11 protein-coding genes are annotated in these 12,709 nt (G+C 67.5%); 9 read left to right on the plus strand and 2 right to left on the minus strand.

All coding sequences use genetic code 11. From position 1 onward, the window contains the following. Positions 1–44 precede the first annotated feature (44 nt). The 4 genes from A5706_RS17460 (at position 45) to A5706_RS17475 (ending at position 3,938) form a co-directional block, all read left to right on the plus strand. Positions 45–1,037 (plus strand): DEDDh family exonuclease, encoded by a 993-nt coding sequence (locus tag A5706_RS17460; protein ID WP_068107066.1) that lies wholly within the window; start codon positions 45–47, stop codon positions 1,035–1,037. Between the two features lie 43 nt (positions 1,038–1,080). Continuing rightward, entirely contained in the window at positions 1,081–1,530 is a 450-nt protein-coding gene (locus tag A5706_RS17465; RefSeq protein WP_068132869.1) for a hypothetical protein, read from the plus strand. Beyond that, a complete protein-coding gene (locus tag A5706_RS17470) occupies positions 1,530–2,093 on the plus strand; it encodes a TetR/AcrR family transcriptional regulator (protein WP_068132873.1) in 564 nt (187 codons plus the stop codon). The genes A5706_RS17465 and A5706_RS17470 overlap by 1 nt, the downstream gene beginning before the upstream one ends. A 213-nt stretch (positions 2,094–2,306) precedes the next feature. Further along, positions 2,307–3,938: a chloride channel protein gene (locus A5706_RS17475; protein WP_231985339.1), complete on the plus strand. Its 1,632-nt coding sequence runs from the start codon at positions 2,307–2,309 to the stop codon at positions 3,936–3,938. 9 nt (positions 3,939–3,947) lie between these two features. Here the strand turns inward: A5706_RS17475 and leuA are convergent, their stop codons facing one another. Together leuA and A5706_RS17485 are read right to left on the minus strand one after the other, a co-directional pair. After that, entirely contained in the window at positions 3,948–5,819 is a 1,872-nt protein-coding gene (gene leuA, locus A5706_RS17480) for a 2-isopropylmalate synthase (RefSeq protein ID WP_068132878.1), read from the minus strand. 180 nt (positions 5,820–5,999) lie between these two features. Then, on the minus strand, positions 6,000–7,268 hold the full coding sequence (locus tag A5706_RS17485; RefSeq protein ID WP_082964459.1) for a DUF4185 domain-containing protein: 1,269 nt from the start codon (positions 7,266–7,268) through the stop codon (positions 6,000–6,002). Between the two features lie 185 nt (positions 7,269–7,453). On the opposite strand from A5706_RS17485, the gene A5706_RS17490 reads away from it, so the two are divergent. The 5 genes from A5706_RS17490 to A5706_RS17510 all read left to right on the plus strand — a co-directional run bounded on the left by A5706_RS17490 (position 7,454) and on the right by A5706_RS17510 (position 12,700). After that, positions 7,454–8,296, plus strand: coding sequence for a C1 family peptidase (locus A5706_RS17490; protein WP_082964460.1), 843 nt, complete (start codon positions 7,454–7,456; stop codon positions 8,294–8,296). A 159-nt stretch (positions 8,297–8,455) separates the two neighbouring features. Next, positions 8,456–9,721 (plus strand): aspartate kinase, encoded by a 1,266-nt coding sequence (locus A5706_RS17495; protein ID WP_068107073.1) that lies wholly within the window; start codon positions 8,456–8,458, stop codon positions 9,719–9,721. Between the two features lie 2 nt (positions 9,722–9,723). Next, entirely contained in the window at positions 9,724–10,770 is a 1,047-nt protein-coding gene (locus tag A5706_RS17500; RefSeq protein WP_068132881.1) for an aspartate-semialdehyde dehydrogenase, read from the plus strand. A 7-nt stretch (positions 10,771–10,777) separates the two neighbouring features. Next, on the plus strand, positions 10,778–11,905 hold the full coding sequence (locus A5706_RS17505; RefSeq protein ID WP_068132884.1) for a DUF4185 domain-containing protein: 1,128 nt from the start codon (positions 10,778–10,780) through the stop codon (positions 11,903–11,905). 411 nt (positions 11,906–12,316) lie between these two features. After that, a complete protein-coding gene (locus tag A5706_RS17510; protein WP_082964461.1) occupies positions 12,317–12,700 on the plus strand; it encodes a hypothetical protein in 384 nt (127 codons plus the stop codon). The last annotated feature ends 9 nt before the right edge of the window (positions 12,701–12,709 follow it).

The raw sequence follows: 12,709 nt of genomic DNA on the forward strand, positions 1-12,709 counted from the left end.
CCGAACGACCAGGTGATGTCGGTCCGGCGTGCCATCCTCACTTCATGAACCGGGTGTCCTGGGGGCGGCCGGCCAGCGAGCCGGGCGGGGGTTGGGCCGTTATCGACGTCGAAACCTCGGGGTTTCGGCCGGGCCAGGCGCGGATCATCAGCATCGCCGCGCTGGGTCTGGACGCTAACGGCCGGGTCGAGCAGTCCGTGGTCAGCCTGCTCAATCCCGGGGTGGACCCCGGGCCCACCCACGTGCACGGCCTCACACCCGCGATGCTGGAGGACCAGCCGCAGTTCGGCGACATCGTCGGCGACCTCGTCGAGGTGCTGCGCGGCCGCACGCTGGTGGCGCACAACGTCGCTTTCGACTACTCATTCCTGGCCGCCGAGGCGGAGCTCGCCGAGGCCGAACTGCCCGTCGACAACGTCATGTGCACGGTCGAGCTGGCGCGCCGGCTGGACCTCGGTGTCGACAACCTGCGGCTGGAAACGCTCGCGGCGCATTGGGGCGTGGTCCAGGAGCGGCCGCACGACGCCTTCGACGACGCGATGGTGCTGACCGGGGTGTTGGAGTCGGCGCTCGAGCGGGCCCGCGAGCGCGACGTCTGGCTGCCGGTGCGTCCGGTGACCCGGCGCCAATGGCCCAACGGGCGGGTGACCCACGACGAGCTGCGCCCGCTGAAGGTGCTGGCCTCGCGGATGCCGTGCCCGTATCTCAACCCGGGCCCGTATGTCCTTGGCCGGCCGCTGGTCCAGGGCATGCGGGTGGCGCTGGCCGCCGAGGTGGCGCGCACCCACGAGGAGCTGGTCGAGCGGATCCTGCACGCCGGGCTGGCCTACAGCGACGTCGTGGACGGGGAGACCTCGCTGGTGGTCTGCAACGACGCCGCTCCCGAGCAGGGTAAGGGCTATCACGCCCGACAGCTGGGGGTGCCGGTGGTGTCCGACGCGCAGTTCATGGACTGTGTCGGCGTCGTCGCCCGGGGCACCAGCATGGAGGAGTTCACCGACATCAACACGACGAACCCGCAGCTCGCGTTGTTCTGAGCGACCCGTTGCATCACTACATCCGTAGTAGTACCGTTGCGGCATGACAACCACTACAGATGTAGTACAGCGCGAGTCGTGGTGGGCCTTCTACCGTCGGCACGGTTATTTCTTTCGCCAAGCGGCGATGCTGACCATCTCCCTCGGTGTGCTGATCCACCTGTACCGGGTCATCTTCGGCGACGACCTCACGCTGAAATACGCGATGACCCTGACGACCGACAGGATCCTGCTGGTCCCGATGACGTATGCGGCCCTCACCGGCGTCCTGGTGTGGCGGCGGGTGCGGTTCGCCAACAAGCCGCATCGGGCGTTCTTCACGGCGTCGCTGGTGTACATCGCCGGCAGCGTCCCGCTGCACATCTGGTGCTCGTACGTCACCAAGGACCTGTCGCTGTACATGTGGTTTCGGCCGTGGTTCAGCTACCTGCTGTTGATCGTGGTCTATCCCGCCTTCCTGACGATGTTCTGGCGGCTGCGCTACAAAGACTGATGCCTCCCAATCCCGAGCGCCGCGCTCAGCTCCTCGACGCCGCGATCGGCATCCTCGCCGACACCGGCGTCGGGGGGCTAACTCATCGTCAGGTCGACGAGCGGGCGGGCCTGCCCGCGGGCACGACGTCGAACTACTTCCGCACGCGCCAGGCGCTGCTCGAAGCCACGGCGGCGCGCACCGTCGACCTGCATTGGCAGCGCGTCGAGGCCTTGCAGGCCGCGATCGGGTCGCTCACCCGCGACGGCATCACGGCACTGCTGACGCGGATGCTGTCCGACCCCGACGAGCAGGCCCGCCGCTACACGCTGGCGCGGTTCGAGCTGTTCATGGAGGGCACGCGCCGACCGGAGCTGCAGCCCTTCCTCAAGGACCTGCAGGCCGCGGCGGTGAAGTCCGCAACGCTGATCCTCGAGGCCGCGGGCTTCACTCCGACACCGGACCAGATGGACGAGCTGAGCCGACTGCTCAACGGCTACGCGTTCAGCAGTCTCACGCTTCCCGGCGCCCGCGACCCCGCCGAGTTGGTGGACCGGCTGCTGCGCGCATACTTCCCGGTCTAGCCACGCGGGTGCCTGCTCGATCGTGGGTCAATTCCAGCAATCTCTCAGCTGGAACCCGGTAACTCTCCAGGTGTTGCTCTGAGGCTAATGGTTAGCATTAGCGGGCCGGTGCGGGGCCGCAAACGCCTCCTGTGCTTGGTGTCCGGGGACCGATCTAAGGGCGATGACCGCATGGCGGCGTCGTCCACGCCAGCAGTGAGGACAAAGCTTTCAGTGAGTGGACCGTTGGCCGATTTCGCCGTCGACCGGCGGGTGTTGCTGATCACCGGCATCGCGCTGTTCGTCGGCGCACTATCGGCGGGAGTGGCGTGGTGTCTGCTCCAGCTGATCGGGCTCGTCACCAATCTTGTCTTTTATCAACGAGTCTCGGATGCCCTAGTGTCGCCCGTCGCTAATCAGCATCCGTGGTGGCTGATCCTGGGTGCCCCCATCGCAGGTGGTTTGGTGATCGGTCTGATGGCTCGGTACGGGTCTGATCAGGTTCGCGGCCACGGCATGCCCGAGACGATCGAGGTGATCCTCACCGGTAGCAGCCGTGTCGAGCCCAAAGTGGCCATCCTGAAACCAATCTCGGCGGCCATCAGCATCGGTACCGGCGGCCCGTTCGGTGCTGAGGGCCCGATCGTCATGACGGGCGGCGCGACGGGCTCGGTAGTCGCCCAGTTCTTGCATCTGACCGCGGACGAGCGAAAGATTCTGCTCGCCTCCGGCGCCGCCGGGGGCATCGCGGCCACCTTCAACGCTCCGCTGGCATCCATCTTGCTGGCGGTCGAGTTGCTGCTGTTCGAATTCCGGCCGCGCAGTCTGGTACCCGTCGCCGGCTCGGTAGCCGTGGCCACAGTGGTGCGCCTGTTGATCCTGGGTCACGCGCCGATATTTCCGGTCACTACCTGGAACGCCGAAATACATTGGCCTATTGATGCTTTGGCGGTCGTGGTTGGGATCGCCGGCGCCGCGGTCGCTCTTGGTGCGACGCACTTGGTCTATTGGGCCGAGGGCGTCTTTCCGCGTGTGCCTATCCATTGGATGTGGTGGCCGGCGCTTGGTGGTCTCATCATTGGCATCGGCGGGTTGATCGAACCGCGCGCCCTCGGAGTGGGCTACAACGTGATCGGTTCACTTCTCTCCGGGCACGCCGGACTGTCGCTGATCGTCGGCATTCTCGTTGTGAAGACCGCAATTTGGGCCCTGTCACTCGGCTCGGGGACTTCGGGTGGGGTGTTCGCCCCCGTGTTCATGATCGGTAGCGCACTCGGGGCCTTTGTCGGGCACTGGCTGCCGCACGTGTTCCCTGGCTTTTGGGCAATGTTGGGTCTGGCCGCCGTGGTGTGCGGCATCATGCGGGCGCCGCTGACGGCCATCATGTTCACCCTGGAGCTCACCCGCGCTTGGCCCGCGATGCTTCCGGTGATCATCGCTACCGTCACCGCGTACGTGATCTCCGTTCTGTTGCTGGCGCGTTCGGTGCTCACCGAAAAGATCGCCCGCAGCGGCATGCACCTGACCCGCGACTACACCACCGACCCGCTGGAGGCATTTCTGGTCGCCGAGGTGGCGCGTTCGGGGCCGCCTGCCGCACCGGCGGGCGGCACGATAAGCGCCCAGGCCACATTGCGGCACGCCGCAAACGTTTTCGCCGAATCCGACGGCAGGCCGCTGCGGGTGTTGTCACCGGAGGGCACCGACCAGGGCCATCTGCTGATGACGGATTTGCTCACCGCCCGGCTCCACGATCTCAACGAAGACACGGAACGGACCCGGCACCTGGTGCCCTATTTCCCGAGGCCGCCGCGAACCGCCGTTCGCCGCTGGGTATCGGCTCGGCGCAACGGCCGCGCGAGCTGACCGTGAGCCCTAATTCCGCGACGCGCGGTTGACCGCCGACACCACGGCCCGCAGCGACGCGGTAGTGATCGACGGCGCGATCCCGACGCCCCACACGGTCCTGCGCTCGCCGGACGCGTGCCGACCCGCTTCGCCCGGCTTCGCCGCGCTCGCGATCGGCACGGCCACCGAAGCCTCCACATACGCCGCCGCCTGCGCGTCGTCCCCCGAACTCATCGCGTGCTCGGAGTAGTCCAGCACGGCGACGTCGAACCCGACGGTGCCCAGTGCGTGCACGAACGCCGCGAGCGGGCCGTTGCCGACGCCGACGATCTCGGTCTCCACCCCGTTGACCTTGACGGTCGTGGTGATGGTGGTCGTGCCGCCGTCCTCCTCGGAGGCGTCGACCCGCTGCTTGATGCGCTCCAACGGCCAGATCGGGGCCAGGTACTCCTCGGAGAACGCCTCCCACATCTCCTTGGGTGACACCTCGCCACCCTCGCCGCCCGTGCCCTCGGCGATCTTCTGGATCACCTGCGAGAACTCGATCTGCAGCCGCCTCGGCAGCGCCAGACCGTGGTCGGCCTTCATGATGTAGGCCACGCCTCCCTTGCCGGACTGCGAATTGACCCGGATCACCGCCTCATAGGTGCGTCCGACGTCCTTGGGGTCGATCGGCAGATACGGAACCTGCCACAGCATGTCCTCGACGTCGGTGTCGGCGGCATCCGCATCCACCTTCATCTGGTCGAGGCCCTTGTTGATGGCGTCCTGGTGGCTGCCGGAAAACGCGGTGTAGACCAGGTCGCCGCCGTAGGGGTGACGCTCGTGCACCGGCAGCTGGTTGCAGTACTCCACGGTGCGGCGGATCTCATCGATGTTGGAGAAGTCGATCTGCGGGTCCACGCCGCGGGAAAACAGGTTGAGCCCCAGGGTCACCAGGCACACGTTGCCGGTGCGCTCCCCGTTGCCGAACAGGCAGCCCTCGATTCGGTCGGCACCCGCCTGGTAGCCCAATTCGGCTGCGGCGACGGCGGTTCCGCGGTCGTTGTGCGGGTGCAGGCTGAGGATGACCGACTCCCGGTTGGCCAGGTTGCGGCTCATCCACTCGATCGAATCGGCGTACACGTTGGGCGTGGCCATCTCCACCGTGGCGGGCAGGTTGAAGATGATCGGGTTCTCGGGTGTCGGCGCGATGATCTCGCCAACGGCGTCGCACACCTGCTTGGCGTACTCCAGTTCCGTGCCCGTGTAGGACTCGGGTGAGTACTCGAAACGCCACTGTGTGCCCGGGTACTTGGCGGCCTCCTCGACGCACTTGCGCGCGCCGTCGGTCGCGATGGCCTGCACGGCGGCCCGGTCGGCGCGAAACACCACGCGGCGCTGCAGGATCGACGTCGAGTTGTAGAAGTGCACGATGGCCCGCGGCGCGCCCTCGCACGCGACGAAGGTGCGCTCGATCAGCTCCGGCCGGCACTGGGTCAGCACTTGGATCGTGACGTCGTCGGGAATGGCGCCGTCGCTGATGATCTCGCGGACGAAGTCGAAGTCGGTCTGGCTGGCCGACGGGAACCCGACCTCGATCTCCTTGTAGCCCATCCGCACCAGCAGGTCGAACATGCGGCGCTTTCGGGCCGGGCTCATCGGGTCGATCAGCGCCTGGTTGCCGTCGCGCAGATCCACTGCGCACCAGAGCGGGGCGCGGGTGGTGACCCGGTCCGGCCAGGTGCGGTCGGCCACTCGGATGGGCTCGACTTCCTCGGCGAAGGGCCGATACCGGCCGATCGGCATGGACGAGCCGCGCTGCGGATTCCAGGCGGGTTGTTCGGGTCCGGGTGGGCCGGCGGGTTTGACGATGGTGCGGGCCGACTTATAGGCGTCGGGCGAATCTGGATTGGTCACGGTAGTTGCTCCGGGGGATGAGAAGGAAACTCAGACCGGCGCATCGCGAACTCCCGCGACGGGAGGCCGGTCTTGATCAGACCCCGTCGCGGCGTCCGAGGAGGAGCACCCGCTGCACGTTGTGCACTCTACCGCGCGCGGGCCGGGCGCCAAAACTCGCTGCGGTCCGTGATTGAGGCGTCACCGTCGCGGGGTCCGCCCGGACCTGCCCGCTCGTCCCCGGCGGGCCGTCGTCGCTTTTGTCGTGTCCTTGAGCGTCACCCTGAACTGCATCGCGCGGTAGGGCCAGCCTGTTTCCGTGTCCCACTGGGAGACCACCAGCCCGACGCCACCCGGGACGTCCAGGCGCGAGCCGGGAAGAACGTATCCGCCGTACAGCTGGGCGACCCGGTTGTTCGGCAGGTCTTGCGCGTCCCAGGTCGTCCCGACGACGGGCGTTTGGATCTCCGCCTCGTAGAGGTTGGCGGTGGGGTCGTCGATGGTGCGGTATCCCAGCGCGTACTCCGAGGAAAGGAAGCCGCCGAGGATCCACATGCCGGTGTCGAGCCTGCGTAAGGTCAGCTCGCCCCACGTCTCGCCCGGGGGTGTGATCGGCGTGGGCGGGTTGCCCCACGCCCATTGGTTATCGGCCCAGCCCCAGCCGGAGTACTTGGTCTTGTTGCCGATATCGCCCGGGCGCACGCGGCGCAGGATGATGCCCTTGTCGCGCTGAAAGCCGGTGGAGACGATGTACACCCAACCGTCGTCGGGGTCGTAGTCCCACGACCACAGCTGTGCAAAGCCATCGCACAACGACGCGGAAAAGGTGGCCTTGGCGCCCATCGCTCGCCAGGTGACGCCGTTGTCGGTGGAAGCCCAGATCCCGGTGCGGGTCACGTTTCCGAAGCCCCGGTTGACGATGGCATGCAGGTACATCATCTGCCCTATGACCAGCACGTCCGACGGGATCACGGTGCTGATCCCGCCCTGTTTCCAGGGTGGCCCGTCGTGGATGTAATGCCACAATTGCTGGGCGTAGTCCGGGTCCACGCCGCCCGCGCTCTCGTAGCGGATCTGGTCGTTCGTGTCCCCGCTGCCGATCAGGGCGACGGGGGCGCGCCAGTCGCCCTGCCCGACGGCCAGGCCGGAGAAGGTGTCTCCGAACACAGACACCAGCTTGCCGTTCGGAGCGACTGCGCAAACGCCCAGGTCGGTGCAGGTCACCCCCCATTTGTCGGTGATGCCGGGGCCGGTGATGTCTCCCACATACCCCTCGACGGGCGAGGCGGTCGCGTTGTTCGGCGCTCGCCGGGTGGGCGCGGATAGTGTTGCCGCACAATCACTTTCGCGTTTCCACCGATACACCGTCGAGCGGCTGACGCCGCTGTCGGCCGCAACCGTGGCGACCTTCTGTCCGGAGTGCACCCTGCGCAGTGCCTGGTTGCGCAAAGCGGCATCAGCCTTCCGCATCGCTCCTCCGCTGTAGGTCGAGTTCGATCCGAGCAGATCACGTCAGCGGTCCGGCGGCACGCGTAGTGCACTACTTGTGTTCCCGGCTGCGATCCCCCGCTCGACAAATGAGGTAGCCCACTACGCATCCCAACCTGGGATCCCCGTCCCTACGGTCGACCTACCACCCAGATCAGGAGGATTCGATGACAACTTTGCAAGAGGCCAGCCGTGTCAAAAGCCATGAGACACCGCAGGACTGGAGCCACGTCCGCGGATTCGGCTGGCGCCCGCAGCTCCCGGACGCCCGCGACAAGCAATACACGGCCAGGCTCAACGGGCTGGCGCCGCCCGAGTACGACCTGCGTCCGTCGATGCCGGCGGTCTACGACCAGGGCCAGCTTGGGTCGTGCACCGGGAATGCCATCGCCGCCGCGATGGAGTACGAGCGGGATCGACAGGGCTTGCCCGACTTCGTCCCTTCGCGGTTGTTCATCTACTACAACGAACGCGCGCTCGAAGGCACCGTTTCCAGTGACTCGGGCGCACAGATCAGGGACGGCATCAAGGTGGTCAACCGCGAGGGCGTATGCCCGGAGACGCTGTGGCCCTACGACATCGGCGTGTTCACCGTGAAGCCGCCGAAGCGCTGCTACGTCGCCGCGGAGAAAGACAAGGCGGTGCAGTACGAGGCGATCCAGACGTTGGGGCAGCTCAAGGACGCCATCGCCTCGAACCTGGCGGTCGTGTTCGGGTTTACCGTGTATGAGAGTTTCGAGTCGCAGTCCGTCGCGCAAACGGGCGTGATGCCGATGCCTAAACCGGGCGAGGCCACCGTCGGCGGCCACGCCGTTCTCGCGGTCGGCTACTCGGATCCCAAGGGCCACTTGATTATTCGCAACTCGTGGGGGCCCGGGTGGGGCGACCATGGCTACTTCTACATGCCTTACCAGTATCTGACCGGGTCCAAGAACGCCTCGGACAGCTCGCCGATCAACGGGGCGCACCTGGCGAGCGACTTCTGGGCGGTCCAGGCGGTCTCGTCGTAGCACCTGACCGCGCCAGGTGCCCGCGAAGGCGCCCGCCCTGTCCGCTCGGCGGACGGGCGGGCGCCCCTTCATCAGCGCCAAACGGGTCGGCGGCGGCAAAAACGATTCGCCGTCACACGTATTCTGTTGTGGACCTATACACGGACCGAAAGAACAACAGTGGCGCTCGTCGTGCAGAAATACGGCGGATCCTCGGTGGCCGACGCCGACCGGATCCGCCGTGTCGCGGAGCGCATCGTCGCGACCAAGAGGCAGGGGAACGACGTGGTTGTCGTCGTCTCGGCGATGGGCGACACCACCGACGACCTGTTGGACCTGGCCCAGCAGGTCTGCCCGGCCCCGCCGCCGCGGGAGCTCGACATGTTGCTGACCGCCGGTGAGCGCATCTCCAACGCGCTGGTGGCGATGGCGATCGAATCGCTCGGCGCGCAGGCCCGCTCGTTCACCGGTTCGCAGGCCGGTGTGATCACCACCGGCACCCACGGCAACGCGAAGATCATCGAGGTGACGCCGGGACGGCTGCGCACCGCGCTCGACGAAGGCCGCATCGTGTTGGTCGCCGGCTTCCAGGGGGTCAGCCAGGACACGCGCGACGTCACGACGCTCGGCCGCGGGGGTTCGGACACCACAGCAGTCGCCCTGGCCGCCGCGCTCGGCGCCGACGTCTGCGAGATCTACACCGACGTGGACGGCATCTTCAGCGCGGACCCGAGGATCGTGCACAACGCCCGCAGGCTGGACACGGTGACGTTCGAGGAGATGCTCGAGATGGCGGCGTGCGGCGCCAAGGTGCTGATGCTGCGCTGCGTGGAATACGCTCGCCGCTACGACATTCCGGTGCACGTCCGCTCGTCGTATTCGGACAAGCCCGGCACCATCGTTAAGGGATCGATCAAGGACATAGGTATGGAAGACCCCATCCTGACCGGCGTCGCGCACGACCGCAGCGAGGCCAAGGTGACCATCGTCGGCCTGCCCGACATCCCCGGCTATGCCGCGCGGGTCTTCCGGGCCGTCGCCGACGCCGACGTGAACATCGACATGGTGCTGCAGAACGTGTCCAAGGTCGAGGACGGCAAGACCGACATCACCTTCACCTGTTCGCGCGACAGCGGCCCCACCGCGGTGGAGAAGCTGGACGCGCTGCGTGACGAGATCGGGTTCACCCAGCTGCTCTACGACGACCACATCGGCAAGGTGTCGCTGATCGGGGCGGGCATGCGCAGCCATCCCGGCGTCACCGCGACCTTCTGCGAGGCGCTGGCCGCCGTCGGCGTCAACATCGAGCTGATCTCCACCTCCGAGATCCGGATCTCGGTGCTGTGCCGCGACACCGAACTAGACAAGGCCGTCGTGGCGTTACACGAGGCGTTCGGTCTCGGCGGCGAAGAGTCGGCGACGGTATATGCGGGGACGGGTCGGTAGATATGGGTGCCAATGGGGTGTCGATCGGCGTAGTGGGGGCCACCGGCCAGGTGGGCCAGGTGATGCGCAGGCTGCTCGATGAGCGCGACTTTCCGGCGACCACCGTGCGGTTCTTCGCGTCCGCCCGCTCGCAGGGCCGCAAGCTGGAGTTCCGCGGCCAGGAGATCGAGGTCGAGGACGCCGCGACGGCGGACCCGTCGGGGCTCGACATCGCCGTCTTCTCGGCCGGCAAGACGATGTCGCTGGTGCAGGCGCCGCGGTTCGCCGCGGCCGGAGTCACGGTGATCGACAACTCCTCGGCCTGGCGCAAGGACCCCGACGTGCCGTTGGTGGTGTCGGAGGTGAACTTCGCGCGCGACGCGCATCGGCGACCCAAGGGCATCATCGCCAACCCGAACTGCACCACGATGGCCGCCATGCCGGTGCTCAAGGTGCTGCACGACGAGGCGCAACTGGTGCGGATGGTGACCTCGACGTATCAGGCGGTATCGGGTAGCGGCCTGGCCGGTGTCGAGGAGTTGGCGACCCAGGCGCGCGCCGTCATCGACGGCGCCGAGGAGCTGGTGTACGACGGCGGCGCACTCGACTTCCCGGCGCCGAACACCTATGTGGCGCCGATCGCGTTCAACGTCCTGCCGCTCGCCGGCTCGCTGTTGGACGACGGTTCTGGGGAGACGGACGAGGACGCGAAGCTGCGCTTCGAGAGCCGCAAGATCCTCGGCATCCCGGACCTGTTGGTTAGCGGCACCTGCGTGCGGGTGCCGGTGTTCACCGGCCACTCGCTGTCGATCAACGCCGAATTCGCCCGGCCGCTGTCGCCCGAGCGGGCCCGCGAGCTGCTCGACGGCGCCCCGGGCGTAAAGCTCGTCGACGTGCCGACGCCGCTGGCCGCCGCCGGTGTCGACGAATCGCTGGTCGGCCGGATCCGGCACGACCCGGGCGTCCCGGACGGGCGGGGCCTGGCGCTGTTCGTGTCGGGGGACAACCTGCGCAAGGGGGCCGCGCTGAACACCATCCAGATCGCCGAGCTGCTGGCCGCCGAACTATAGTTCCCGGGTGAGCTCGGCCCGGGTCGCCCTGCTAAGCGTCTTGTGTTTGGTTGCGCCCCAACCTGTTTGGCAAGCGCGCGCCGATCCACCGGCGCCGGCGCCGGAGCCCGTCCTGCAGCCACTGGCGCCGGGTCAAGTGGTGCGGATCGGGCCGACGGCCGGCACCGGAACCCCGACGGGCGACTACGGCATCGGCGCGACGGACCTGTGCGAGTTCGTCGAGTTTCCCACCGAGCTGTTACAGGTCTGCGGCGACAGCTTCGCCGGCCAGGGCGTCGGGTTCGGCGGCTGGTACTCGCCGATCGCACTGCACGTCGACACCGCGTCTGTCGACGACCCCGCCGGGGTGCGCTACACCGGCGTCACCGGAGTCGGCAAGCCGCTGCTCGCCGACCCCACGCCGCCGGGCGACTCTCAGCTGCCGGCCGGGGTGGTGCAGGTCAACCGGCGCAACTACCTGATGGTCACGACGACGAAAAACCTTGAGCCGCAAACCTCCCGGCTGGTGATGGCCGAACCGGCGCGCGGCGGCTGGCAGACCGTCGCCGGGTCCCGTCGCGAGGGTTCCTATCAGGGTGGCCGGCAGTCGCAGATCAGCGGCTACTACGACCCGATCCCCACCGCCGACTCGCCGGGCGGCTGGGTGTACATCGTGGCCAACAGCTTCACGCGGCGAGATCCCGTGCTGCTCTACCGGGCCACGCCGCAGACGTTCATCGACCGGTCCCGGTGGCAAGGCTGGGCGTCGGGGCCCGACGGCGGATGGGGCAGGCCGCCGACGCCTTTGTGGCCGGACCAGGTGGGCGAGATGTCGATCAGGCAGATCGACGGCAAGGCGGTGCTGTCCTATTTCAACGCCACCACCGGCAACATGGAGGTCCGGGTGGCCGACGACCCGACCTCGCTGGGCACCGCACCCGTGACGACGGTGGTGCAGCACGACGAATGGCCGGATCCGGCCGAAGCCCTGCCACCCCCCTACGACAACCGGCTCGCGCAGCCCTATGGCGGGTACATCTCGCCCGGGTCCACCCTGGACGAGCTGCGCATCTTTGTCAGCCAATGGGACACCCGCGCCCGGGCACGCGCGCCGTACCGCGTTATCCAGTTCGCGGTCAACCCGTTCAAGCCCTAGTCGAAGGCGTTTTCGGGTCCGTCAGCGCCGACGGCGTTGTTCGAGCAGGACGCCCAGCCACAAGAAGGCCGGCGGGGCCAGGACGGCCCACGTGAGCAGCGCGACCATCATGATGTTGCCCGCGGTCACGGTTCCTCCGGCGGGTATTGCGGCGTTGGTAGCAGCCGATGTTGCCAGACTCGGTATCGGCGTTCAACGGACAGACCCGAATCCGCCGCGGCTATGTTCCGTTCATCCCAGGCAGGCCGAGCAGCCCGCTGGTGCGGCCGGTGCCAGCGCAGCCCTGGGCGGTGCCGGATCACTATAGGCAGCGGCCCCGGGATTTGGCCAGGTAGAGCGGGTTTTAGCTCATAGCTGCTACTTAACTAATGCATAGCCATAACTACTCTTGACGCACGCATCATTTGTCTCATGAGTGAAACATCTGAAACCCCAACTGTGCGGACAGCTACCGCAACCGAACCCGCGCCGGCGGCAGCGCCGGCGCTCTACCGGACCCCTCGGGTCTTCCTTGCCGCGGCATGGGTTGCCATCGTCGCCGGAGTCGTGTTCATCATCTCGGTGATCTTCTTCACCGGCATGGCGCTCGGGCATCAGGGCCACGGCGGTCACCACCACAAGCACCACGCGGCGTTTATGCATCCGCACCGCTTCGGCCCCGGCGGTCCGGGCGGTCCGGGCGGCCCCGGCGGTGGTCCCGCGGCGGTCCAAGGCGGTGGGCCCGCTTCGGCGACCCCAGGCGCCCCGGGACCCAGCCAGATTCCGTCGTCCGTCGCCCCGTCCCGGACGCCGTAGTCCCGGCGG

It is taken from the genome of Mycobacterium sp. E796, assembly GCF_001672815.1.
Classification (GTDB): Bacteria; Actinomycetota; Actinomycetes; order Mycobacteriales; family Mycobacteriaceae; genus Mycobacterium.